Below are 24,227 nucleotides of genomic sequence, written 5' to 3'. Positions count from 1 at the left end.
AAGAAGAACTAAGCCAAATACAATGCATCATAAAACCAAACGAGTGCGAACGCTATCATTTGACAAAAATTGCACTCTTTTTCTTATGCATTTACTGGCATAATCATGACAGATAAGGTAAAATGATACTATAGAAAAGGGAGAAGGTGCTGTATGAAGGATATCATTCATATCATCGGTCACAAGAATCCAGACACAGATTCCATTGTCGCATCCATTGCCTATGCAGAATTGAAACGGAAGATGGGAATGAATGCTATTGCTTGCCGCATTGGCGATCTGAATCCAGAGACGGATTTTGTTTTAAAGAAATTTCATGTGAATGAACCGGTGTATATACAAAATGCAAAAGTAAAGCTTTATGATGTACCTTTTGATGATCCATTGATCATACGAAAAGAATGTACGATCAAAGAGGCGTGGGAGCGTATAGCAGCCAATCGCACAAGTGCATTATATGTTGTGGATAAAGAACAGAAGCTGATTGGAGTTGTGTCCATGTCGGATATTTCCAATATTTTATTAAATGATAAGGGGCCTGGAAATAAAACGTTAATGCGCAATACACCAAGCGACAATATCGTAAAGGTGTTACAGGGAAAGTATGTATTTAAAAGTGAACGCTATCATCCCAATGGGGAAGTGCATATCCTAGGCAGTCGCAAAGACTGTTATGCGGACATTAGTTATAAAGATAGTATCGTCATCATGCGAGATGATTTGGCATTACAAAAACGTGTCATCCAAGATGGGGCAGCCTGTCTGATCTTAGTTGATGTGGATATTATTTCCCAGGGCATACAACGTTTAGCAAAGGAAAAACATACGACGATTATCAAAACTGATCTCAGTATGTTATGTACGGTTAGAAGAGTGTTTAAAGCACCTTGTGTAGGAATGATCATGAAACGGAAGATCATATGTTTTAACAATCATGCGTATATTGATGATGTTTACAATAAGATGTCGAAGAGTCGTTTCCGTTCTTATCCGGTCGTAAACAATCAAGGGGTGGTCTTAGGCTCCATCTCACGATATCACCTATTAAATTATCAGAAGAAAAAATTTATTTTGGTTGATCATAATGAGTTAAGCCAAAGTATCGATTATTTAAAAGAAGCTGAGGTATTGGAAGTTGTCGATCATCATCGCATCGGAGATGTAGAAACAACGACACCGATTCGTTTCCGTAATGAAATTATTGGCAGTACTTGCTCGATCATTGCGAAAATGTATCAGGAAGCACATATTGCACCGGAAAAAACAACGGCAGCTATTTTATGCTGTGCTATTATCTCTGATACAATGAATTTTAATTCACCAACGACAACACCCGCAGATAAAGAAATCGCCAAAGGACTTGCGGAATTAGCAGAAGTTGATCTTGATGCCCTAGCAAAGGAAATGTTTGGTGCCGTAGCAACCATTAAAGGAAGAACGATGTCAGAAATCTTATATAATGATTTCAAAGAATATAATATTGATGGTAAGCGTATCGCCATTGGTCAGATTAATATTGCGGATGAACAAGAAATCGTAGAAGTTCGCGAAGCCTTTTTAGAATACATGGAAACCATCAATGCAATCAATAAGTTTGATTTATTGATGATGTGTTTTACTTCTGCTGATGGCAGTGGCAGTAATCTCTTATTTATCGGTCCTTTAGCTGGTGTAGTAGATGAAGCATTTAAGGAAGATATCATGGATGATTTATATTTTGTGGATGGCGTAATCTCACGTAAAAAACAAATCATTCCGGCTCTTTCAAAACAGTTGGGGGAATTGTAAAGATTGTGTTAAATTGTGGTTTATGGTTTACTTTATGAACAAACAATGATAAAATCGTTAACAATAAGGGAGTAGTCAGTACCATATACGTGGTGCGGATCTGGTCAACAACCCCGAATAGAACCTATTCTGGTCAGATTCTTTATATGACAAGACTTATAAAAGGAATGCACTTTTTATGAGTCTTGTTTTTTATTGATAAAACGGTCAAGACTATAGAAGTGCTCATAAGAAAAGTGAGGTTTTTTAGATGAAACAGTTTTATCAGATGGAATGTGAAGAAACTCTGCAGCTGTTGGAAACAAAGCAAGCTGGCTTATCCCAAACAGAAGTTTTGCAACGTCAGGAACGCTATGGCAAAAATGTATTAGAGGAAGTTAAGGCAAAACCAATCTGGCAGATTTTTTTAGCACAATTTAAGGATCTGCTTGTTATCATTTTGATTGTGGCTGGTATTATCTCGATGATTAGCGGAGAAGTGGAAAGTACGATCGTTATATTATCTGTGATTACCTTAAATGCATTTTTGGGAACATATCAAAGTGTGAAAGCCCAAAAATCATTGGATGCATTAAAGCAGCTTTCTACACCTCATACACGCATTATGCGTGATGGTGAAACGATGGAGGTAAAAAGCAGTGAATTAACGGTTGGCGATATCATGTTGCTAGAGGCAGGCGATGTTGTTGGGGCAGATGCCAGAATCATTGAAAATTATTCATTGCAGGTGAATGAGAGTGCATTGACCGGTGAAGTGGAAAGTGTGGAAAAAAGCAGTGCGCCATTATATGGAGAATGTGCATTGGGCGATCAAAAAAACATGGTGTTTGCTAGCGGTCTTGTCACCTATGGACGAGCCAAATGCGTTGTCACAGCCATTGGCATGCAAACGGAAATCGGGAAAATTGCCACGTTGATGAATGCGACAAAAGAGCGAAAGACACCATTGCAGTTGACATTGGATGATTTCAGCCGCAAGCTCAGTATGGCAATCATCGCAATTTGTATCATTGTCTTTGGCTTAAATGTATGGCAAGGAAATCCTATCTTAGATGCTTTGATGTTTGCGGTAGCTTTAGCAGTTGCGGCAATTCCAGAGGCACTTGCCAGTATCGTAACGATCGTGCTTGCGATGGGAACATCCCAAATGGCAAAGGAACATGCCATCATTAAAAATATCAATTCTGTTGAAAGCTTAGGCTGTGTATCCGTCATTTGTTCCGATAAAACCGGTACGCTGACGCAAAATAAAATGACTGCACAACAAGTATATTGCAACAATACCTTACTAGCCGCTGCCAATATGGAAGAAGGACGTCCATTGGAGCGCATGATGATGCTAGGTTTTGCTTTATGCTGTGATGCACAGACAACGCCTTCCCAGCGCATTGGCGATCCTACAGAATTGGCATTGGTCGATCTATTAGAATTGCACCATATTGATGAGTTGACAACAAGAAGCAAATATCCAAGAATTGATGAGAATCCATTCGATTCCCAACGAAAACTGATGTCTACCTTACATGTTATTGATGGGAAAAAGACATTGCTGTTAAAAGGTGCTTGTGATGAAATCTTGCGAAAGACGACACATATCATGAAGGCAGATGGGATTCATGAAATCGATGAGAAAGAGCGTCAGGAAATCTTACAAAGAAATATGCAATTTGCCGATCAAGGGCTAAGAGTCTTAGGCTTTGCTTATCGAATCTTACCGGATAGCTATACTAAAATTACGTTAGCGGATGAGGAAGAACTCATTTTCCTTGGTCTGGTATCGTTAATGGATCCACCGCGTGAAGAAAGCAAAGCAGCTGTGGAACATTGTCTTCGCGCAGGCATTACACCGGTGATGATTACAGGCGATCATAAGGTGACTGCCCGTAGTATTGCCAAAGCATTGGGTATTTACCAGGATGGCGATGTATGTATTGATGGCAATGAATTAAATGCTATGAGTGAAGAAGAGCTTATGGAACGTTTAGAAAGCATCAAGGTTTATGCACGTGTGGCACCGGAACATAAGATACGTATCGTTCATGCATGGCAAAAGAAGGGGCATATCGCAGCGATGACAGGGGATGGCGTAAATGACGCACCGGCGTTAAAACAAGCAGATATTGGTATTGCCATGGGTATTACCGGTACGGAAGTCAGTAAAGATGCAGCCAGCATGATCTTAACAGATGATAACTTTGCGACGATTGTAAAAGCAGTAGCTACCGGAAGAAATATCTATGCCAATATTAAAAACAGCATCATTTATTTATTAAGCGGGAATTTATCCGGCATCATCTGTGTACTTGCGGCTTCTTTATTAGCATTACCACTACCTTTTTTACCAGTGCATCTGTTATTCATTAATCTTGTAACAGATTCCTTGCCAGCCATTGCCATCGGCATGGAACATTCAACTAAGGATATTTTAAAAGAGAAACCACGCAATCCTAAGGAAGGCATTTTAACCCCAGCCACTATGAAGCAATTAGGCATCCAAGGTATATTGATTGCCTTGGTAACCATGAGTGCTTATTTCATAGGATTAAAAAGCAGTTGGGAGATTGCTACGACGATGGCATTTTCGACCTTGTGTTTAGCTCGTTTATTTCATGGCTTTAACTGTCGCAGCAAACATTCCTTGTATCGTATCGGTCTTTTTTCAAACCTGTATACAATTGGAGCATTCATCATAGGTGTTCTATTCTTATCTTGTATCTTATTGATACCGGCATTGCATGGCTTATTCTCTGTAACTACTTTATCATGGGAACAGCTCTTGGTAATCGTAGGTTTGGCCATCACACCAACCATATTGATACAGGCATACAAAATGTTTCATCATTTATAATGTATGAAAGATGCTCTTTTAGGGGCATCTTTTTCATAATGTACAGAATGGGTGAAAGGATAAGAAAGTATCCCGTTTGTGTTTTTATGATAGAAATAATCAAATGCCAATATTTGTTGCTTGGTATTAATGTAATTTGACGTGCATGCTAGAGGAAGCACAGAAAGTATGCTAAGATACTTTTGTAAAAAAACTTTATTCGATGGATAAGTAAGGAGATATAGTATGAAAAAGATTGTGAAGATATCCCCCTTTTATGAGCCGCGTATGTGGGGAGGCGGCAAGCGTTTACGGGAGGAGTTTCATTACGAAACAACGATAGCGCCACTTGGAGAGGTGTACAATGTTGTCGCATTAAAGAACCACGCGGATTGTATGGTGGAAGAATTGCAGATGACCTTATCTCAGTTGTATGAACAAAAACCGGATTGGTTTCAATGTGAAACTGCTGAATTACCGATTCGAGTAAACATCTTGGATCCTATGGATAAACTTTCTGTCCAGATTCACCCTGACGATGCTTTTGCGAAACACTATAATGGCGGCCGTGGAAAACCAGAGGCTTGGGTCATCTTAGATACTACAGAAGATGGAGAAATCCAATTCGGTCATCATGCGAAAACCAAAGAAGAATTTATGCAAATGACAGAAGCAAATGATTTTGTGCATTTATTAAAATACTTAAAGGCAGTAAAGGATGGGTTTATTGATATTCCAAGCGGTACCTTACATGCCATTGGCAAAGGAGTCTTGACTTACAATATTTCACGCAATGCAGATTGTACCTTACGTTTATATGATTATGATCGCATTGATCCTGCAACCGGGAAAAAACGTGATATCCAACCAAAAGCGGTTTATGATAATGTGAATATACCTGACACCTCCACAACATTTGTCGTCTATCCAAGTGCCTATGAAAGAGGAATTCATGTGACACGCTATTGGGATGAACCCGGTCTATATACTCTGCTGCGCTTACAAGTGGAAGCACAAGGAAGCTTTAAACATGATCGTTTCGCCTTTTATACCTGTGTGAAAGGCGAAGGCAGCATTCAGGGCGTACCTATACGTCAAGGAGAAACCATGCTAGTGCCTCATGGTATGGGCATGTTAGAATTCAAAGGAGTGATGGATTTGTTTTTAGCAAGTTATCGCAATGAGAAGGATGAGGCATAGGCCTCGTTTTTCTTTACAATTACTAGCAAACTGCTTATAATAAGGAAGATTGGAGGGATTGGATGCCAAGAATTGGAAGACGTATCTTAAAATCCAGTCTTGCGGTGTTTTTATGCTTTGTCATTTATTTGCTGCGTGGGCAGGAAGGCATCGTGTTTTATTCCTGTATCGCTGCGGTATTATGCATTCAACAAGATGTTACAAATAGTAAACGTGTCGCTTTTAACCGTATCAAAGGAACTTTTTTAGGCGGTTTTATCGGCATGGCGGTATTATTATTTGAACAAAGCTTTATTTCTCAGGACTATATGCTGATTCAATATATCATCATTTCTGTAACGATTATCGTTGTCATCTATCTAAGCGTATTGTTAAATATGAAAAGTGCTTCTTATATTTCTTGTGTCGTATTTATGAGTATAACCGTATCCCATGCAATGGATGTAAATCCTTATCTATTTGCCATAAATCGTATGATTGATACATTAATCGGTATTTTCGTTGCATTATTCATTAACGGTGTGCATTTGCCTAACCATCATCATGATACCAGCTTATTTGTTGTTAGTTTAGAACATGGTTTATATAATGAAGAAGGACAACTCAGCGCATATACCAAAGTAAAAATGAAACAGTTGCTGGAACGACATGCCAATATTGCTATCATGAGTGAGCAAAGTCCGGTGGATGTTTTATCAGAACTCAAGGATATTCCCTTGCAGTTACCGTTAATTGCTATGAATGGTGCCTGTTGTTACGATATAAAAAAACAAGAGTATCAACATTGCCAGTACATAAATGAGGCAAGCATGAAACGTCTGTTGACCATCTTTCAAGACGCAAAGATCAATTGTTTTATTCATACGGTAATCCATCAGATCTTACATGTCTATTACCAAGATCTGCATCATGCCGTAGAAGAAGAGTATTATCATCGTATGCGAAAGACGCCTTATAAAAACTACATCTGTCAGGATGTGAAAGATATGAAAAATGCCTTGATGATATTGGTAATGGAAAAAAAGGAAAAGCTGTCACTTCTCTATGAGCAGCTGCTTGCCTTGCAAGATCCTTCCATTCGCATGATTTATAAGAATGATGAAGAACATCATGCATATGCCATTTTGGAAATATATAGTGCAACAGCATGTAAAGATCGTATAATCAGTGAAGTAATGCTGAAAAAAGCTTTTACTACACTATATGTTATTTCTGAAGAAGATTCTCGTCTTTTACAGATGTCTGATAAGCGCTTTGTAAAATCAAATACAGCTGTTCATTATGTCGAAGTTGATAAAAAGAAAGAAGATGGAGCTATCCGAATGGTCGAAAAATGTTATCGTAAACGACATTAAATTCATTAAAATAGGACATAAAAAAGGTTGAGAATTGCACATCTCAACCTACTTTTGTTTCTAAACGTTTCTTTTCATTGGTATACTTCTCATAAATATGCTTTAAGCCTTTAAACGTCAGATCACGGTCATAAATATCAATTTCATCCGTATTTTTATAGATAATCTTTCCTAAACCACCTGTCGCAATGACCTTCATATCCACACCCAGCTCTTTTTTAAACTGTTTGATGATATACTCACTTTGTCCGATATAACCATAAACCAAACCGGCCTGCATGCTGGTGGTAGTAGTTTTGTTTAAGATCGTCTTCGGTTTTTTAATTTCAATTTCTGGAAGCTTAGCAGCCTGTGTCCACATCGCCTGTGCGCTTGTTTCAATGCCTAAAGCAATGACACCAAATTCAAAATTGCCATTTGCATCGACATAATCATAGGTTGTAGCCGTGCCAAAGTCGACGACTAGACAAGGCCCTCCATATTCATAATAAGCACCGGCTGCATCAACGATACGATCAGCGCCAACCGCTTTAGGGTTTTCTGCCTTGACCGAAATGCCGGTACGGATGCCAGGACCAACAACGATCGGTTCTTTATGCATATACTTACGAATACCATTCAAGAAAGAATGCATGATCTTAGGTACGACGCTGGAAATGATAACATCCTTGATATCATCGGCACTGGCTTTGGAAGCAGAGAGGAAGTTTAAGATCATAAATCCATATTCATCACTGGTACGTTTCATTTTGGTAGTCAGACGATAATTGCCAATCAATTTATCATCTTTATAAATTCCAATAGTAATATTCGTATTACCGATATCAATAACAATTAACATGAGGCTTGTCCTTTCTGTTTTTGTTTTTCTAAAAGAATCTGCAGGATCTTTTTCCCTAATTCATACTTGCTCATTTTATCTAATGTTTCCATATGATCTTGATGAATCAGTGTTGCGACATTTGTATCACCGGCAAAACCGGCACCTTCCACACGAAGATTGTTCGCAACGATCATATCACAGTTCTTCTTTTTCAGCTTGATGGTCGCATTTTCGATGAGGTTTTGTGTTTCCATGGCAAAGCCGCATAGCACTTGATGAGCTTTTTTATGCTCGCCTACATAAGCAAGGATATCTTCGTTTTTTACGAAACGAACTTCCAAGACATCCCCAGCTTTTTTTATTTTATCCTGTGCGATGGCTTCGGGACGATAATCTCCGACAGCAGCAGCTTTAATGATGAAGTCCTGCGTTTCATATTCCTGCTTGACCGCTTGAAACATCTCGGCAGCTGAGGTGATGGAAATACGTTTCACACCTGCAGGAACAGCTAAGGAAGTAGGACCGCTGATCAAGGTGACCTCTGCTCCCATATCTTTTGCGGCACGAGCTATTTCATAGCCCATTTTGCCAGTGGAATGATTGGTTAAATAGCGTACCGGATCCAAAGCTTCCTGCGTTGGACCAGCCGTAACTAAAACATGTTTTCCTGTTAGTAATTGTTCTTCCATCAATAGCTGTTCTACACGTTCTTCAATGATGGTAATATCTTCTAATTTTCCTTTACCGATATCACCGCATGCCAGAAAACCGCTCGCTGGTTCAAAGATTTCATAGCCATAAGAACGACATAGGTCTAAGTTTTTCTGGGTGATAGGATTTTCATACATACCGGTATTCATTGCCGGGCAGATGACCTTCTTACAGCTGGCAGCCAGAAAGGTTGTCGTCAGCATATCATCGGCAATGCCATGTGCTATCTTCGCAATGACATTTGCCGTCGCCGGAACGATTACAAAGATATCTGCACGCTGTGCGATGGAAATATGTTTGACACTGCGATCGGCTACTTTTTCAAACGTAGACACCATCACATTGTGTTTTGTCAGAGATTCAAAAGTGAGAGGGGTAATAAATTCTGTTGCATTCTTTGTCATGATGACTTCTACATCATACCCCTTTTTAATGAAATTGCTTGTCAACTGGGCTGCCTTAAATGCCGCAATGCCGCCAGTGACCCCCAATACAATCGTTTTTTTCATAAACGCACCTCTTCAGGATGTAACTATTTATTTTCATTTAAGTCTTAATCATTATAACGCAAACCGGAAAACACCACAAGAATTACTAAATGAAAAATGAGAAAAAATTCACAAGCACTGATTTCAGGGAAAAGATTATGTTTTTCGTAAGAAAAGAAAGCGTTTCATAGCGGAATCCGTTATAATATAAGTAAAGGAAGTGGTACTATGAAGGCAGTTACCGTAGAGACAATGCGAAAGATGGATGAGACAGCAATTCACACTTATGGAATTCCATCAACCGTCTTAATGGAACATGCGGCGATGGCGGTATGTGGCTACTTTTTAGCACATATAGAAAAAAGCAAACATGTTTTGATCGTTTGTGGTCCAGGAAATAATGGCGGCGATGGTTTTGCGTTAGCGCGTTTATTGGTACAGGAAGGTTATACGCATGTACAATTACATTGTTGTGTGGATTATGGGCATATGTCTTTGGATGAGGCCGTTTTTGCTAAGGTAGCAAATAGTTATCAGATTCCATGCTCACATAGTGAGGAACGAAAGGATATCGAACAACTCATACAGGATGCGGATATTATTGTAGATGCTTTATTTGGAACAGGCTTATCAAGAACGATATCAGGTTTTTATGATCGCTTGATTCTTCAGATTAACTTGGCTGATAAAATGGTTATCAGTATCGATATCGCCAGTGGTATTCATGGAAATAGCGGACAAATTATGGGATGTGCAATACAAGCAGATATCACCTTGACGTTTGAAAGCTATAAATTGGGGCAAATTTTATATCCGGGCAGTGCCTATAGTGGAAAGATCATTCCTTTATCTATTCAGATGCCGAAAGCCATCGAGCAAATGGCAGAGGGACTGCTTGTCTTAGAAGACGATCTTGTAAAAACGTTATTGCCGCAGCGTTCTTCTCATTCGCATAAGGGTACTTATGGAAAAGCGTTAATGATTGGTGGCAGCAAGGAGATGCATGGTGCAGTCACCATGGCGGCAAAAGCTGCTTTGCGCAGTGGAATTGGAACACTTACTTTATTTGTACCGGATTGTATTACCTTATTATTGGCCAGTAAATTGGAAGAAAGTATGATCATTGGGGCAGCCAGTGAAGATGGTTTCTTTGCCCATGATGCTATTACTGCCTTAAAACGCATTCTATCGCAATATGATATGATCATCATAGGAAATGGCATGGGACGCAATGAAGCAGGCAAAGAGCTTGTAAGAACCGTGTTAGAAAGTGATCGCCCATGTATTTTAGATGGCGATGCTTTATATGAAACAGGGAAGATTACCGCGGCTTTGCAACGTCCATATCCGACAATCTTAACACCACATGTAAAAGAAATGAGCTATCTCAGTGGACATAGTATCAAAGATATTCAACAGGATCCTATCGCCGTATTAAAGGAATTTTTACGTAAATATCCTTTTTCGACGGTTGCTTTAAAGGATGCACATACAATCATTGCCAATAGCCAGCAGATGTATTTGAATCTTGCCGGTAATCATGCTTTAGCAAAAGGGGGCAGTGGTGATGTATTGTGTGGTATCTTAGCCGGTCTGTTTGGACAAAGCAAAGATGCTTTAACAAGTGCTGCCTGTGCTGTCTATGTACATGCCTTAACTGCTGATTTATTACTTCAGGATGAAGACGCAAACAGTATATTGCCAAATGATTTAATTGCTTCTTTGTCAGAAACCTATCAGATCTTACGAGAAGAAGAATAACATCGCAAATTTCTGCAGTCAGCATAAAACAGCGATCTTAGCAATATAAAAAAGCGGAAATGGGATATGAGCAACGATGCGCTCTTATTGCCATAACCGTCTTTTTTTATGTAAACTATGCAAGGATTTGTACAAGGTAACCAAGTGTATACTTTTAACGTGTTTTAGTTTTAGGAAATATCACATGGTTTTTATGGATGCGTAAGTAGCCTTCCTTTTGCATCTTTGATAATTCATTTGATAAAGCACTGCGATCAACGCTTAAATAATCAGCCAGCTGTTGGCGGTTAAAAGGAAGATAAAAATCATTGCTGTGTTGTCGAGTTGCCTCAAAGGATAGATAGGATTGTAAGCGCGCTCGTATTGTTTTAGCAGAGGTATGGAAAATTCTACGCGATAGATTAAGATTTTTTTGTGCTGTCAATGTTAACAGATTTTGAATTAAAGCAGGGTGAGTAGAAGCAGCCTTGATCATAGCGTGGGCATCCAGAAAATAAACCTCACTATCTTCACTGGCACTCACGGTTACCAACATTACTTCATCTGGCAGACAGGCATAAGTTTCCGCAAAAATGGTTTTTGGACCAATACTATCTAAGACACTGCGATTGCCCCATAAATCATAGGTTTCTATTTGGATACGGCCAGATACAACAATTCCCAGTTCGCGTATCCTTTCACCGGCATGGTAAATGATTGCTCCTTTTGAGAATTGCTCTTTATGCATGCGAAGACGTGGCAGCAATGTTTCTAATTCTTGTGGAGCAATGCCTTGAAACAATGCTGTTTCTAATAGGAAAGAAACCTTCATGTTTTCACCTTTTGTTGTTTTAACAACATACTTTCTATTTGTATTGTAGTATACTGCCATTGTGATGTCAATAAAGGAGGAATTTCGTATGTTGCGAAAAATTATACAGATAGAGGAAGAACGTTGTGATGGCTGTGGGTTATGTGCTCAAGCATGTCATGAGGGTGCCATCGGCATGGTGAATGGAAAGGCAAAATTATTGCGTGATGATTATTGTGATGGTTTGGGTGATTGTTTGCCGGTATGTCCGCAAGATGCCATTCATTTTGTGGAACGAGAAGCGGCAGCCTATGATGAAGTGGCTGTAAAAGAACATATGGCAAAACGCAAACAGCAAGCACAGGGTACTTGTGCTTGTCCAGGAAGTGCTTCTATACAACTATCTCAACCCAAACCATCAACAGAGCTTAGCGGACCTTCTTCACAGCTTCGTCAATGGCCGTTACAGATACAGCTAGTACCATTGCAAGCACCATATTATGATGGAGCAGAATTATTGATTGCGGCTGATTGTACGGCATATGCTTATGGTGACTTCCATAATAGGTTTATGCGTGGAAAAACCACCTTGATTGGTTGTCCTAAATTAGATGTGGTAGATTATAGCGAGAAATTAACGGAAATCATCAAACGCAATGATATCCGTAAAATTAGTGTTGTTCGTATGCAGGTGCCTTGTTGTAAAGGGTTAGAGCATGCAGTCACTAAGGCAATCGCAAATAGTGGGAAGATCGTGCCATGTGATGTGATGATTATTACAAGTGAAGGACAATTACTGTAATAAAGCATACCAGCATAGCAAAAGTATGCATCTTATGGCAAAAGAACTATCAGACACAGTATGAAAAACATAAGTAATACATAGATAAAAGAAAAGATTCTAGAGCAAATCAGTGATGGATACGCGGATAGAATCTTTTTCGTTATTATGAATTTGAAAATAGGTTTATTCAAAATAGAAAAGCTCTTCAAATTTTTTATCTAATGCGATACATAAGATCAAAGCCAGTTTCGCTGTGGGATTAAACTGACCGGTTTCAATGGAGCTGATCGTATTGCGTGAAACACCCACCAGTTCCGCCAATTGACTTTGTGATAGCTTCTTTTCACTACGTACATCTTTTATATGATTTCTTAATATCAGCTGTTCTTTCATATTGTCATCCTTTCTATACGATGCTTAAATACCATTCTTATTAAGATGGATCATAGAATGATTCTATAGACATAAATGGCTGTGAAAAGAAGTGTCAGCACGCTATAAACAAAGAAAACGATACCTTCATGGCATAGATGCAAAGCCGCGTATTTTACATAAAACAAGCCTGCCATCATAGCACAATATACGGCCCAGTTGCTAAAACTTAAACTTCCCATAAACAAAAGTTCTAGGATACTAATTATAAAGCAAGCTACAAAACCAGTATAAACAGCAATGTTACTTGCGTTACGTAAAATATAAAGCTCTCTTTCATCCTTACCTTGCTGCTCTATGCGGCTTTTGGCAAGTATTTCTTCTTTTTCCATTATTTTTCCACTGCTTTCCTATTTATCCATTTTTGAAAATATCTTGTCTAATAGGAGATTGTTTATCCTTTCCATATAAAGACGATTAAATTCAGTATAGCACATATGCCCCAGCATAGCATAGGATAGATATTTTTATGCACTTTATCCATACGATATTTATATACATAATGGGCAAATAGAAAAGCTGCATACATAGCTAATATGTCATCAATACGTTGCCCTTTAAGAAATAGCTTGAGAAAGACAAGGATAAAGAAAACAATTGCCATTCCAACAGCACCATACATGAAGCCTTGGGTAGTGATATAAATTTCACGTTCATCTTCTTTTTGATATTCCTGCCTACTCTTCATTAAAATTTCATCTTTATTCATAAGTGTTCCTCCATTTGCCAAGTTTACTTGGTAAATATAGTATATCATGCCAAGTTTTATTGTCAATGATTATTGCAAAGTTTTCTTGGCAATATACAAGTGTCATCGCGTTATGTTAATGAAATAGTACTTTGTCATAAAACATAAAAAGCCGCATTTTAGCGGCTTAGGCATAAAGCTGTATGATGTATTGTTGATACTTTTGATACAATTCTTCATTCAACAAGGCATCCAAATACATGCCTTCCTCTTGATCTTCACGCTCTAGGATACAGGCTTGTTTCATCAAGGCTGCATAAATAGCGGTTTGTTCATAAGGAAGCTGTAATTTTACATGGTGTTCTTGGGCGAAAAGCTGTTTGTTTAAGGCCGATAATAAAGCATCCATATTATTTTTTGCCTTGGCGCTGATATAGAGCTCATGTCCTTTGCTATGAGGATAAGGATACTCTGTTTTATCACATTTATTAAAAACTGTTAGCATAGGAAGATCTCCAGCGCCGATTTCCCGTAAGGTTTCCATGGTAACAGCCATATGCTTTGCTTTTTCTTCATCACTGGCATCTACAACCTGCAAGAGCATATCGGCGTATTTTACTTCTTCTAAAGTAGAGTGAAAGGCTTCAATTAATTCATGTGGCAGCCGATTGACAAAACCAACGGTATCACTTAAAAGAAAGCTATGTCCATGTGGCTGTGCAATACAGCGAATGGATGTATCCAATGTCGCAAATAGCATATCTTTTTCAACAACCTGTTTTTCTTCTTTATGTGCACTGCAGCGCAAGAGTTGATTCATGATCGTCGATTTACCGGCATTGGTGTAGCCGACTAAGGCTACTAAGGGTAAGCGGGAACGCTGTCTTGCTCTTCGTTGGGTATGACGCTGCGCTTCTACTTTTTTTAACTCTCGATCCACCTCATGAATGCGGGCTTTGATGCGTCTGCGATCGAGCTCCAATTGCTTCTCTCCGGCACCTTTATTCTTACCACTGGCACTTTGTCTGCCTAATTGGGTATTTGCCCCAATCAAACGTGGTAAGAGTTTTTTTAATTGGGCACTTTCTATCTGCAAACGAGCAACCGGAGTCACTGCACGTTTTTCAAAGATAGCAAGAATCAAATCGGTACGATCCAGTACCGGAATCTGAAATATTTCCTCAAGATTTCGTATCTGTAAAGGAGATAGCTCCTGATTAAAGATGATAGTATCTACTTTTGTTGAGGTCAGATACGTTTGAATTTCTAAACATTTTCCTTTACCGATAAAGGTACGAAAGTTGATAGCCTTTAGCGGCTGTTTAAAACATGTTACGATGTTCATATCACAAGCTTTGATAAGCTCGATGAATTCCTCATTTTCTTCTTGCGGTGTATCAATATCTGCAAATACAACGATAATATCTTCCATATACGTCCTCCAATACTCTATATTGTACTATGAAGGAAGGAATTATTCGAATGATAATTTTCTAAAATAAGATATTTTGTTCTATTAGAAAGGTTTTGATCATTCAAAAACAGTCTTATTCACAGATTAGAATACGTTTAATGGAAGATACCATGGATAAGCGAATGGCACAGAAACAACCAACGGCCATGCTAATGGAATCACTGATAACAAAAGGTGCAGCTCCAATGGCAATGATACTGGAAATATCTTTAGCACTTCCCATATAATAGTTAAAAATCAGATACATATAGCCACAACCTATCAGATAAATAAAGCATAACGCACATAAGCAAAGTGGATATAGCTGATAAAAATGTGTAAGCTCATATTTATGACGAAGAGCTGAAATCAGACAAGCCGCAAAAGGGAAAGATAATAGGAAACCAAAAGATGGCTGTAAGACATAACTGAGACCACCACCGCTGGCAAAAACAGGTAATCCAACAAATCCCATCAGAAAGTAAACACCATAAGAGGCTAAAATTTCTTTTGGACGTAAGAGAATACCGGCGATAATCACCATCATCGTTTGAAGGGTCAACGGTATGATTCCAGTGGGAATTGTAATACGAGAACCCAGTATATATAAGATCGTAAAAAAGGCACATAGTGTTAATTGTTTTGTTTTCATTTGTAAATCCTCCTGTTCACGAAAGAGAGTATACTGCGACTTATTTTGATTGTCAAACTTTTTTTTACTTTATTGATAATTTCATAAACTATATGAAAGAGAGAAGATATTACATATTTTTTATTTGGGAAAGGGAAAATGAAAGTGTAAAAGAAAAAGAAAACTTGAAGATGGTTCGTTGAAAAATGATATGAAATATTATGAATCATCGTACGCTTACTGGTGGTGCCATTAGGCTACATGAGGAAAAAGGAAGACGATTTCTGCGAACCTAGGTGTTAAAAACAGCCTATTTTCAAGGGAAATGAGAGAAAAAGATAGCATTACAAATTATGTGAAACTATGTGAAAATTAAAATTTGACCATCAAACTATTTACTTTTGAATATCAAAGTATTAAAATACGTTTGAATTTCAAAATATTGGAATTCACCTCGACAACAAAAACACTATTAATCTCCTAGTTGAAATGTTATCTAGTTTTTAATACTAAAACTATTGACAATTAAAACTAGGAGTGTTAATCTTTTAGCAGTTACAGAGTAACCAGGAGGAACAAAATATGTTTGAAAAAGTAAAAGAAGTATTAGTAGAAGCAATTAACGTCGATGAAGATATGATTACTATGGAAGCAAACCTGAAAGATGATTTAGGTATTGATTCTTTAGCAGCAGTAGAGCTTTCCTTAGAGCTGGAAACAGAATTTGATGTCCGCATTGAGGATGAAGAGCTTGCGAAATTGGTAAGTGTTGCTGATATCGTTAAATTACTGGAAAGCAAGCAATAAAACGCAAAGCCAAGATGACTTGGCTTTTTTAAAATCTATTCATGGGAGGTAAAGCATGAACACAGAAACGATAAAAGAAATCATCAAGATCTTTGAAGATTCCCAATTAGCAAAAATGGAACTTGAAGCAGATGATATGAAAATAAAAATGGAAAAGCCGACAGGAAAAGAAGTAACCTATGCGCCAACTACGACGCTTCCCTTAGCTCCACAGCCTAAGGAAGCACCTGTGCAAACAGCTGTACAAGAAGAAAAAAAGGCAGGTTATTGGGTGAAAGCACCGATTGTTGGAACATTTTACAGCAGTCGCGCAGCTGGCAGTACGCCATTTGTGGAAATCGGTCAGAAGGTGAAAAAAGGCGATGTTCTTTGTATTATTGAGGCGATGAAAGTAATGAATGAAATTCATTCGCCAATCGATGGTGTCATTGCGGAAATCTTAGTTACGAATGAGTCTATGGTGGAATTTGATCAAGAGCTGATTCGTATTGGAGAGGCCGCATGATTCGCAGAATATTAATTGCCAACCGTGGCGAAATTGCTGTTCGCATTATTCGTACATGTAAAGAGATGAACATTGAAACGGTTGCGGTGTATTCAACAGCGGATAAAGAAGCATTGCATGTGCAGCTGGCAGATTATGCTGTCTGTATCGGGAAAGCAAAAAGCGCTGACAGCTATTTAAATATGAAAAATATCTTAAGTGCAGCATGCATGACGGGCTGTGATGCCATTCATCCCGGCTTTGGTTTTTTGAGTGAAAATGCCAAGTTTGCCCGTTTGGTTCAGCAATGTGGTCTAATCTTTATCGGTCCTAGTCCGGATATCATTGATAAGATGGGAGATAAAAATCATGCCCGTCAAGTAATGATAAAGGCCGGTGTACCAGTGATTCCCGGCAGTAAGGATATCTTGAAAACCAGGGAAGATGCGTTAGCTATGGCAGAATCCATCGGTTATCCGGTATTGATCAAGGCAGCGAATGGTGGCGGTGGTCGTGGTATGCGCAGAGCCGATTGTGCAGAAGAGGTCATGGATGCCTATGAAACGGCAAGAGCTGAGGCAAAGGTCTGCTTTGGGGATGATGCGGTGTATATGGAAAAATTCATCGTTGAGCCCAAACATGTTGAAGTACAGCTGATGGGTGATCATTTTGGCAATGTTTTGCATTTGTATGAACGTGACTGTTCTTGCCAGCGGCGCAATCAAAAGCTATTGGAAGAAGCACAATGTCATACACTGGATGCGAACACACGAAATCATTTATTACAGGACGCTGTCAATGCCTGCAAAGCAGTTGGCTATGATAGTGTAGGAACGATAGAGTTTTTATTAGATGCACGTGGGCAGTATTATTTTATGGAAATGAATACCCGTATTCAGGTGGAACATACCATCTCCGAGGAAATCACGGGAATTGATCTTATCAAAATGCAAATTCGCATTGCCGAGCATCAAAAACTGCATATCAAACAAGAGGATATTCCTTGTCTTGGACATGCCATCGAATGCCGCATCAATGCGGAAAATATTAAAATGAATTTTGCGCCTAGTCCTGGAACTATCAAATTTATCAACTTTCCCCAAGGACGCAATGTACGTGTGGAAAGTGCCGTCTACAACGGTTATCAAATTCCTCCGTTTTATGATTCCATGATTGCCAAGATCATTACCTTTGCGCCAACTCGTTTAGAATGTATCAAACGTATGCGCATTGCCTTGGAAGAATTGATCATTGAAGGAGTCGAAACCAATATTGAATTTCAGTATCTGTTGCTGCATCATCCGACATTTGTCAGCGGCAAGTATGATACCGGTTTTATGGAAACATTCATAAAGGAGCTGAAAGAGGATGGAACAATTATTTAAAACACGCAAGATGCGCTTGGATTTATTCAAAAGCCGTCGCAGCAGTGATCAGAAACAGCCGATTGATGTTCCTGAGAATCTTTTTCGCAGTTGCAGCGAATGCAAAGAAAGCATTCCATTTGAGGATCTAATGCATAATTTATATGTTTGTCCGCATTGTGGAGCACATTTAAAACTAACTGCGCATGAACGCATACGGCAGATCGTCGATGAGGGTAGCTTTGTGGAAATGGATAAACGTATGACGTTACTTGAGGGAAGAACATTCCCTGGGTATGAGGAAAAGTTGGAGCGTTTACAAAAAAAGACTGGTTTATATGAAGCAGTGGTTACCGGTACGGCAAAATTAGGTGGTATCAAATGCGCACTAGCTATTATGGACAGCAATTTCTTTATGGGCAGCATGGGGCAGATCGTCGGAGAAAAGATTACCCGGTGTATCGAATATGCGACGAAGAAAAAACTGCCACTTATCATTTTTTGTACAAGTGGAGGAGCGCGTATGCAAGAAGGTATTTTATCTCTTGTGCAAATGGCAAAGACAAGTGCAGCGCTTGCTAAACATCATGAGGCAGGGTTATTGTACATCAGCTATCTGACGCATCCTACCACCGGAGGTGTATCTGCCAGCTTTGCGATGCTGGGAGATATTATTTTGGCAGAACCGAAATGTCTGATTGGATTTGCTGGAAAGCGGGTCATTGCCTCGACTGTTAATGAAGAGCTGCCAGCTGATTTCCAAACGGCTGAATTTGTGTTGGAAAAAGGTTTTATTGACCGTATCGTGGAACGCAAAGATTCACGCAATGTGTTGATCCAACTGCTGCGTCTTCATGAAAGGAGAGTTTCATGGGATTAAGAGAAAGTGAGGCAAAGATTGCCTCTTTAGAAGCCTCTTTAGCATCCTTAGAAAGCGAGGATATCTTGCAAAAAGAGGCGATTGTAAAACAAATAGAAGAAATACGCCAAACGGCGTATACACATATGGATGCCTGGGATAGTGTATATCTGGCTAGACATCCCAAACGGCCCAAAGCGAGTGATTATATCGCCAGGCTGTTTGATGATTTTATGGAATTGCATGGCGATCGTTTCTATGGAGATGATGGTGCCTGTCAAGGGGGCTTGGCAAGTTTTCATGGGATTCCGGTAACGGTCTTGGCACAAAGCAAGGGAAAAACGCTGGAAGAAAATATGAAGCGTAATTTTGGAATGCTGCAGCCGGAAGGGTATCGTAAGGCCTTGCGTCTGGCAAAACAGGCCGAAAAATTTCATCGCCCGATCATTACGCTGGTGGATACCAGTGGTGCTTATCCGGGAAAAGGAGCGGAAGAACGCGGACAGGCAGAAGCTATTGCGCAATGTCTGCAAGTATTTGCCGATCTGAAAACTCCCGTTATTGCCGTTGTCTTAAGTGAAGGAGGCAGTGGTGGTGCTTTGGCTTTCAGTGTTGCGGATCAGATCATGATGTTGGAACACGCGATTTATTCGGTACTATCTCCGGAAGGGTTTGCCAGCATTTTGTGGAAAGATGAAAAGCGGGCAGCAGAAGCAGCCAAAGTTATGGAATTACGAGCACAGGATTTAAAACGTAAGGGTGTAATCGATACGATCATCAAAGAACCTTTGGGCGGTGCTCATCATGATTTAGATTATGTTATTGCCCAATTGGATGAAGAATTGCTGAAACAGTTGGAGCGTTTAATGAAAAAGAAAGAAAAAACACTGTTAAGTGAACGATATGAGAAATTCAGAAGGATGGGACAATCCTATGAAGGGATGTAAAGTAAAAGGGCTTGGCTATGCCAAAGCCAAACGGAAGGTAACCAATGATGAGCTATCAACTTATGTTGATACAAATCATGAATGGATACAGACACGTACAGGTATTGAAAGCCGCTATATTTCAGAGGATGAAAATACGAGTGATTTAGGTGTGAGAGCCGCGAAAATGGCCTTGCAGGATGCGCAAATAGATCCGAAAGAGATTGATCTGATTATTACGGCGACCTTTACGCCGGATAAAACGACACCAAGCACTGCTTGTCTGATTCAATCCAAACTTGGGATGAAGGAGCAGGCGGTCATGGCGTTTGATATTAATGCAGCATGTTCTGGCTTTCTCTATGCCTTACAGACGGCACACAGCTTATTAGCGATGAATCAGGCAAAATGTGCTTTGATCATTGGTGCAGAGGTTATCAGTAAACAATTGGATTGGGAAGATCGCGCTACTTGTATTATCTTTGCGGATGGGGCAGGAGCCATGGTCTTAAAGCAGGAAGATACCGCTTGTCGAATGTTTCACTATGCGCGCAGCATGGGGGATGAGCAAGGCATTATTCACAGTGATGCTCCACTTCCTCGTAAATTATTTGAAAAACAGATATATACACCATCCCTTGTCCGCATGAATGGCAGTGAAACCTTTCGCTTTGCCGTAAAGGCCATGCAAGAAAGCATGGAAGCTGTATTGCAACAGGCTGGTGTTAAGATGGAGGAAATCGATTGGATCATTCCTCATCAGGCCAATTCGCGTATTATTGCGAATGTGTGTCGTCGCTGTCATATTGATATGGCTCATGTTTATATGAATATTGCGGAGTATGGGAATACATCTGCAGCCAGCATTCCTTTAGCCCTTGGGGAAATGAAGGAAAAAGGTCTGTTAAATGAAGGGATGAAATTAGTATTAAGTGGCTTTGGTGCAGGTTTTACTTGGGCCGGAGCTTATATTGAGTTATAGAAAAGGTTCGCAATGATACGATGTATCAGGAACAAAAGGAGAACAATCATGTTAATCAATGAACTCTTAGGTATTCGCTATCCGATCTTTCAAGGAGCGATGGCCAATATCGCGACAGCAGAATTTGCGGCTGCGGTATCCAATTGCGGTGGTTTAGGCATCATTGCCACCGGTGCGATGGATGAGGTGCAGACAAGAGCTGCTATCAAGAAATGCAAACAATTGACAAAGCAACCCTTTGGGGTCAATGTAATGCTGATGAATCCGCATACGGAGGCAATCATGCAGGTGATCATTGAAGAAAAGGTTGCTGTTGTGACAACCGGTGCGGGAAATCCCGGACCTTATATCGAAGGATTAAAAGCAAGTGGCTGTAAAGTCTTTCCTGTTGTTGCCAGTGTGGCTTTAGCACGCCGTTTAGCAAAAAGCGGTGTTGATGGACTGATCGCAGAAGGTGGCGAAAGTGGTGGTCATGTTGGTGAAACCACGACAATGTCATTAGTACCACAGGTCGTAAATGCTGTATCTATTCCAGTAATTGCAGCTGGTGGTATTGCCAGTGGGAAACAATTGAATGCAGCGCTAAGCTTAGGGGCAGTCGGCGTACAGGTAGGTACCTGTTTATTGGTGAGTGAAGAATGTCCAATTCATGAAAATTATAAAAAAGCGGTGCTGCGGGCAAAGGATCTGGATAGTGTCGTGACCGGGCGTAATGCGGGGGCACCGGTACGTATCTTGAAAAACCAGATGGCGATCCAATATCTGAAGCTGGAACATGAAAATGCGCCAAAGGAAGAATTGGAAAAACTGACCTTAGGCGGTTTGCGAAAAGCCGTATTTGATGGTGATGTGAAGCATGGTTCTGTCATGATGGGACAGGTTGCCGGTATGTGTAAGGAAATTCGTCCACTCAAAGACATTTTCGCTTCCTTGATCCAGGAAAGTCAGGAAGAAATCATTACATTAAACGAAAAAGTAAAGGGATTAATTTATGCAGAATAGGATTCTTTTCCATAATGGAAAAAGCTTAGAAGTACCTGTGATACAAGGTGGTATGGGAGTTGGTATTTCACTATCTTCCTTAGCCGGTGCTGTGATGAAGGAAGACGGCATGGGGGTTATCAGTGCAGCACACCCGGGATATCGTAAACCGGATTTCTGGGAAAACAGCATGATCTGTAATATTCAAGCCATGCATGAAGAAATTGCAAAGGCAAAAGAATGGGCACAGGGAAAGGGCTTATGTGGTGTAAATATCATGGTGGCAAGTAAAGATTATGAGTTTTATGTGAAAGCTGCCGTTGATGCTCAAGCGGATGCCATTATTTCCGGAGCAGGACTGCCAATGCATTTGCCAGCCATTGTTAAGGATGCGGATATTTTACTAGCACCAATCGTATCCAGTGGCAGAGCGGCAAAGCTGATTTTGAAGACCTGGGATCGCCATCATCATCGCCTGCCTGATTTTATCGTCATTGAAGGTTCTTTAGCAGGAGGTCATTTGGGCTTTAAGAAAGAAGATCTTATCACAAATAAGGCAGAGCCTTTAGAAAAAATCTTAGCCGATGTAAAAGCCCTTCTTCCTGAATTTGAAGAACGCTATCAGCGACAGGTACCGATTTTTGTAGCAGGGGGCATTTATGATGCGCAAGATATCCGCCACTTTTGTGATTTAGGAGCTGCCGGTGTACAAATGGGCACGCGTTTTATCGCCACACAGGAATGTGATGCATCGCCTGCTTTTAAAGAAGTGATTGTGCAAGCCCAAAAGGAAGATATCGAACTGGTGAAAAGTCCTGCTGGATTACCGGGAAGAGCGGTGATGACGGATTTTATGCGTCAGGTAAAAGAAAAGCGTATAGCGCCATCCCATTGTATTGGCTGTATGTTGCCATGTAAACCGGCAACAACGCCATATTGTATCAGTGAGGCATTGATTCATGCCGTACATGGTGAGGTAGAACAGGGCTTAGTATTTGCAGGAGCCAATGCGTGGCGTATTACGGAAATCGTCACAGTAAAACAATTGATGGATGAACTAAAAGCAGCTTTTATTTAGGTTCATTTATATACGAATGAGTTATGAGCGTATCATCTGCATTCTAAGCAGATGCATGCCATCATATACGTAAGGAGGACATTCATGAAAACAGCCTTTTTATTCTCTGGTCAGGGTGCTCAGCATCCCGGCATGGGAAAAGATTTATATGACAACTACGCTATCGTCAGAGCCATCTTTGACAGCAGTACTTTAGATTTCGATGTGAAACAACTTTGTTTTGAAGGTCCAAAGGAAACTTTGGATGATACACAATATGCTCAGCCTGCAATCTTCTTACACAGCATGGCTTGTGCAACGCTGCTACGTTCTTTTGGCGTTGAAGCAGATGTGTGCGCTGGCTTATCATTGGGAGAATACAGTGCCTTATGTTATGCGAATGCTTTCTCAATTGAAGATGGTACGAAGATCGTTGCTCAGCGAGGCAAGATCATGGCCAATGCACTGCCTTCAGGAATCAGCAGTATGGCGGCTATTCTGATGTTAGAAGAAGCGAAAATCTTACAGGCTTGTGAAGAAGTTAAGGCGTTGGGCGTATGTGAAATTGCCAATTATAATTGTCCGGGACAAATCGTAATCACCGGGCATAAAGCTGCCGTTGAAGCAGCAAGTAAGCGATGCTTAGAATTGGGAGCAAGACGCGTGATTCCTTTACAGGTCAGCGGGGCGTTTCATTCTTCCTTATTACTAGATGCGGCTAAAGAGTTGCGTAAGGTCTTAGCACAATACAATATTAAACAGCCATCCATTCCAGTGTATCACAATATATCGGGAAAACCAGAGAAGACCGATCTGAACACAATCTTAAGTAAACAAATTGCACATTCTGTCTATTTTACGCAGACGATTGAACATATGCTGGAAGATGGTGTAGATACCTTTATTGAAGTTGGTCCGGGAAAAGCTGTCAGTGGTTTTGTGAAAAAATGTTGCAAAGGGCATGACGTAAAAATCTTGCATGTCGAAGATGAGGCAAGCTTGAAGGAATGCCTTAATGCATTGAAAGGATAGTCAT

General features: G+C 40.0%; 23 protein-coding genes. 15 read left to right on the top strand and 8 right to left on the bottom strand.

Annotation, left to right across the window (positions count from 1 at the left end):
* The first annotated feature begins 153 nt into the window (after positions 1-153).
* The 4 genes from ACESSZ_RS02130 to ACESSZ_RS02115 all read left to right on the top strand — a co-directional run bounded on the left by ACESSZ_RS02130 (position 154) and on the right by ACESSZ_RS02115 (position 7,170).
* On the top strand, positions 154-1,788 hold the full coding sequence (locus ACESSZ_RS02130; RefSeq protein WP_008687325.1) for a putative manganese-dependent inorganic diphosphatase: 1,635 nt from the start codon (positions 154-156) through the stop codon (positions 1,786-1,788).
* Between the two features lie 250 nt (positions 1,789-2,038).
* The gene (locus ACESSZ_RS02125) at positions 2,039-4,636 is read left to right on the top strand and encodes a cation-translocating P-type ATPase (protein WP_008687327.1); all 2,598 of its coding nucleotides are present in this window, start codon (positions 2,039-2,041) and stop codon (positions 4,634-4,636) included.
* A gap of 225 nt (positions 4,637-4,861) precedes the next feature.
* On the top strand, positions 4,862-5,815 hold the full coding sequence (locus tag ACESSZ_RS02120) for a type I phosphomannose isomerase catalytic subunit (RefSeq protein WP_008687329.1): 954 nt from the start codon (positions 4,862-4,864) through the stop codon (positions 5,813-5,815).
* A 62-nt stretch (positions 5,816-5,877) separates the two neighbouring features.
* Positions 5,878-7,170: an HAD hydrolase family protein gene (locus ACESSZ_RS02115; protein ID WP_008687330.1), complete on the top strand. Its 1,293-nt coding sequence runs from the start codon at positions 5,878-5,880 to the stop codon at positions 7,168-7,170.
* A gap of 43 nt (positions 7,171-7,213) precedes the next feature.
* Here the strand turns inward: ACESSZ_RS02115 and ACESSZ_RS02110 are convergent, their stop codons facing one another.
* Both ACESSZ_RS02110 and coaBC read right to left on the bottom strand, forming a co-directional pair.
* Positions 7,214-8,011, bottom strand: coding sequence for a type III pantothenate kinase (locus tag ACESSZ_RS02110; RefSeq protein ID WP_008687331.1), 798 nt, complete (start codon positions 8,009-8,011; stop codon positions 7,214-7,216).
* Positions 8,005-9,213 (bottom strand): bifunctional phosphopantothenoylcysteine decarboxylase/phosphopantothenate--cysteine ligase CoaBC, encoded by a 1,209-nt coding sequence (coaBC, locus tag ACESSZ_RS02105; protein WP_008687332.1) that lies wholly within the window; start codon positions 9,211-9,213, stop codon positions 8,005-8,007. The genes ACESSZ_RS02110 and coaBC overlap by 7 nt, the downstream gene beginning before the upstream one ends.
* A 207-nt stretch (positions 9,214-9,420) precedes the next feature.
* Here coaBC and ACESSZ_RS02100 point away from each other — a divergent pair, with 207 nt between their 5' ends.
* Complete coding sequence (locus ACESSZ_RS02100; protein WP_008687333.1) at positions 9,421-10,953, top strand: bifunctional ADP-dependent NAD(P)H-hydrate dehydratase/NAD(P)H-hydrate epimerase; 1,533 nt, start codon at positions 9,421-9,423, stop codon at positions 10,951-10,953.
* Positions 10,954-11,107: 154 nt separating this feature from the next.
* On the opposite strand, the gene ACESSZ_RS02095 is transcribed toward ACESSZ_RS02100, so the two are convergent.
* A complete protein-coding gene (locus tag ACESSZ_RS02095; RefSeq protein WP_008687334.1) occupies positions 11,108-11,764 on the bottom strand; it encodes a Crp/Fnr family transcriptional regulator in 657 nt (218 codons plus the stop codon).
* Between the two features lie 88 nt (positions 11,765-11,852).
* Here ACESSZ_RS02095 and ACESSZ_RS02090 point away from each other — a divergent pair, with 88 nt between their 5' ends.
* The gene (locus ACESSZ_RS02090) at positions 11,853-12,545 is read left to right on the top strand and encodes an ATP-binding protein (RefSeq protein WP_008687336.1); all 693 of its coding nucleotides are present in this window, start codon (positions 11,853-11,855) and stop codon (positions 12,543-12,545) included.
* 165 nt (positions 12,546-12,710) lie between these two features.
* Here ACESSZ_RS02090 and ACESSZ_RS02085 read toward each other — a convergent pair whose 3' ends face one another.
* The 5 genes from ACESSZ_RS02085 to ACESSZ_RS02065 form a co-directional block, all read right to left on the bottom strand.
* Positions 12,711-12,920 (bottom strand): helix-turn-helix transcriptional regulator, encoded by a 210-nt coding sequence (locus ACESSZ_RS02085; RefSeq protein WP_008687337.1) that lies wholly within the window; start codon positions 12,918-12,920, stop codon positions 12,711-12,713.
* Between the two features lie 50 nt (positions 12,921-12,970).
* A complete protein-coding gene (locus ACESSZ_RS02080; protein WP_008687338.1) occupies positions 12,971-13,291 on the bottom strand; it encodes a DUF6442 family protein in 321 nt (106 codons plus the stop codon).
* 62 nt (positions 13,292-13,353) lie between these two features.
* Positions 13,354-13,668, bottom strand: coding sequence for a DUF6442 family protein (locus ACESSZ_RS02075; protein ID WP_008687340.1), 315 nt, complete (start codon positions 13,666-13,668; stop codon positions 13,354-13,356).
* A gap of 166 nt (positions 13,669-13,834) precedes the next feature.
* On the bottom strand, positions 13,835-15,079 hold the full coding sequence (gene hflX, locus ACESSZ_RS02070; protein WP_008687342.1) for a GTPase HflX: 1,245 nt from the start codon (positions 15,077-15,079) through the stop codon (positions 13,835-13,837).
* A gap of 115 nt (positions 15,080-15,194) precedes the next feature.
* The gene (locus ACESSZ_RS02065; protein WP_008687344.1) at positions 15,195-15,752 is read right to left on the bottom strand and encodes a biotin transporter BioY; all 558 of its coding nucleotides are present in this window, start codon (positions 15,750-15,752) and stop codon (positions 15,195-15,197) included.
* A gap of 561 nt (positions 15,753-16,313) precedes the next feature.
* On the opposite strand from ACESSZ_RS02065, the gene ACESSZ_RS02060 reads away from it, so the two are divergent.
* The 9 genes from ACESSZ_RS02060 (at position 16,314) to fabD (ending at position 24,223) form a co-directional block, all read left to right on the top strand.
* Positions 16,314-16,538, top strand: coding sequence for an acyl carrier protein (locus ACESSZ_RS02060; protein WP_008687345.1), 225 nt, complete (start codon positions 16,314-16,316; stop codon positions 16,536-16,538).
* Between the two features lie 55 nt (positions 16,539-16,593).
* The gene (accB, locus tag ACESSZ_RS02055; RefSeq protein WP_008687347.1) at positions 16,594-17,043 is read left to right on the top strand and encodes an acetyl-CoA carboxylase biotin carboxyl carrier protein; all 450 of its coding nucleotides are present in this window, start codon (positions 16,594-16,596) and stop codon (positions 17,041-17,043) included.
* On the top strand, positions 17,040-18,407 hold the full coding sequence (accC, locus tag ACESSZ_RS02050; RefSeq protein ID WP_008687349.1) for an acetyl-CoA carboxylase biotin carboxylase subunit: 1,368 nt from the start codon (positions 17,040-17,042) through the stop codon (positions 18,405-18,407). The genes accB and accC overlap by 4 nt, the downstream gene beginning before the upstream one ends.
* Positions 18,391-19,266 carry an acetyl-CoA carboxylase, carboxyltransferase subunit beta gene (gene accD / locus ACESSZ_RS02045; protein ID WP_008687351.1) on the top strand — a complete coding sequence of 292 codons (876 nt, stop codon included), beginning with the start codon at positions 18,391-18,393 and terminating at the stop codon, positions 19,264-19,266. The genes accC and accD overlap by 17 nt, the downstream gene beginning before the upstream one ends.
* Complete coding sequence (locus ACESSZ_RS02040; protein ID WP_008687353.1) at positions 19,257-20,192, top strand: acetyl-CoA carboxylase carboxyltransferase subunit alpha; 936 nt, start codon at positions 19,257-19,259, stop codon at positions 20,190-20,192. The genes accD and ACESSZ_RS02040 overlap by 10 nt, the downstream gene beginning before the upstream one ends.
* Positions 20,179-21,153, top strand: coding sequence for a beta-ketoacyl-ACP synthase III (locus ACESSZ_RS02035; RefSeq protein ID WP_008687355.1), 975 nt, complete (start codon positions 20,179-20,181; stop codon positions 21,151-21,153). Before ACESSZ_RS02040 ends, ACESSZ_RS02035 begins: the two co-directional genes overlap by 14 nt.
* 48 nt (positions 21,154-21,201) lie before the next feature.
* Positions 21,202-22,155, top strand: coding sequence for a nitronate monooxygenase (locus ACESSZ_RS02030; protein ID WP_008687357.1), 954 nt, complete (start codon positions 21,202-21,204; stop codon positions 22,153-22,155).
* Positions 22,145-23,212, top strand: a complete 1,068-nt coding sequence (locus tag ACESSZ_RS02025) for an NAD(P)H-dependent flavin oxidoreductase (RefSeq protein WP_008687359.1) — start codon at positions 22,145-22,147, stop codon at positions 23,210-23,212. The genes ACESSZ_RS02030 and ACESSZ_RS02025 overlap by 11 nt, the downstream gene beginning before the upstream one ends.
* An 84-nt stretch (positions 23,213-23,296) precedes the next feature.
* Entirely contained in the window at positions 23,297-24,223 is a 927-nt protein-coding gene (gene fabD / locus ACESSZ_RS02020) for an ACP S-malonyltransferase (RefSeq protein WP_008687361.1), read from the top strand.
* Positions 24,224-24,227: the final 4 nt, after the last annotated feature.

The sequence above is a fragment of the Eubacterium sp. 3_1_31 genome (assembly GCF_964249515.1).
Lineage (GTDB): Bacteria > Bacillota_I > Bacilli_A > Erysipelotrichales > Erysipelotrichaceae > Longicatena > Longicatena caecimuris.
This window is presented reverse-complemented; position numbering and strand designations above follow the sequence as displayed.

Coding starts and splice junctions, on each gene's coding strand:
- ACESSZ_RS02095 (WP_008687334.1), bottom strand. CDS start 11,764: ATGAAGGTTTCTTTCCTATTAGAAACAGCATTGTTTCAAGGCATTGCT.
- coaBC (WP_008687332.1), bottom strand. CDS start 9,213: ATGAAAAAAACGATTGTATTGGGGGTCACTGGCGGCATTGCGGCATTT.
- ACESSZ_RS02115 (WP_008687330.1), top strand. CDS start 5,878: ATGCCAAGAATTGGAAGACGTATCTTAAAATCCAGTCTTGCGGTGTTT.
- ACESSZ_RS02125 (WP_008687327.1), top strand. CDS start 2,039: ATGAAACAGTTTTATCAGATGGAATGTGAAGAAACTCTGCAGCTGTTG.
- ACESSZ_RS02100 (WP_008687333.1), top strand. CDS start 9,421: ATGAAGGCAGTTACCGTAGAGACAATGCGAAAGATGGATGAGACAGCA.
- ACESSZ_RS02060 (WP_008687345.1), top strand. CDS start 16,314: ATGTTTGAAAAAGTAAAAGAAGTATTAGTAGAAGCAATTAACGTCGAT.
- ACESSZ_RS02090 (WP_008687336.1), top strand. CDS start 11,853: ATGTTGCGAAAAATTATACAGATAGAGGAAGAACGTTGTGATGGCTGT.
- accC (WP_008687349.1), top strand. CDS start 17,040: ATGATTCGCAGAATATTAATTGCCAACCGTGGCGAAATTGCTGTTCGC.
- accD (WP_008687351.1), top strand. CDS start 18,391: ATGGAACAATTATTTAAAACACGCAAGATGCGCTTGGATTTATTCAAA.
- hflX (WP_008687342.1), bottom strand. CDS start 15,079: ATGGAAGATATTATCGTTGTATTTGCAGATATTGATACACCGCAAGAA.
- ACESSZ_RS02120 (WP_008687329.1), top strand. CDS start 4,862: ATGAAAAAGATTGTGAAGATATCCCCCTTTTATGAGCCGCGTATGTGG.
- ACESSZ_RS02025 (WP_008687359.1), top strand. CDS start 22,145: ATGCAGAATAGGATTCTTTTCCATAATGGAAAAAGCTTAGAAGTACCT.
- ACESSZ_RS02110 (WP_008687331.1), bottom strand. CDS start 8,011: ATGTTAATTGTTATTGATATCGGTAATACGAATATTACTATTGGAATT.
- ACESSZ_RS02040 (WP_008687353.1), top strand. CDS start 19,257: ATGGGATTAAGAGAAAGTGAGGCAAAGATTGCCTCTTTAGAAGCCTCT.
- accB (WP_008687347.1), top strand. CDS start 16,594: ATGAACACAGAAACGATAAAAGAAATCATCAAGATCTTTGAAGATTCC.
- ACESSZ_RS02085 (WP_008687337.1), bottom strand. CDS start 12,920: ATGAAAGAACAGCTGATATTAAGAAATCATATAAAAGATGTACGTAGT.
- ACESSZ_RS02065 (WP_008687344.1), bottom strand. CDS start 15,752: ATGAAAACAAAACAATTAACACTATGTGCCTTTTTTACGATCTTATAT.
- ACESSZ_RS02030 (WP_008687357.1), top strand. CDS start 21,202: ATGTTAATCAATGAACTCTTAGGTATTCGCTATCCGATCTTTCAAGGA.
- ACESSZ_RS02035 (WP_008687355.1), top strand. CDS start 20,179: ATGAAGGGATGTAAAGTAAAAGGGCTTGGCTATGCCAAAGCCAAACGG.
- fabD (WP_008687361.1), top strand. CDS start 23,297: ATGAAAACAGCCTTTTTATTCTCTGGTCAGGGTGCTCAGCATCCCGGC.
- ACESSZ_RS02075 (WP_008687340.1), bottom strand. CDS start 13,668: ATGAATAAAGATGAAATTTTAATGAAGAGTAGGCAGGAATATCAAAAA.
- ACESSZ_RS02130 (WP_008687325.1), top strand. CDS start 154: ATGAAGGATATCATTCATATCATCGGTCACAAGAATCCAGACACAGAT.
- ACESSZ_RS02080 (WP_008687338.1), bottom strand. CDS start 13,291: ATGGAAAAAGAAGAAATACTTGCCAAAAGCCGCATAGAGCAGCAAGGT.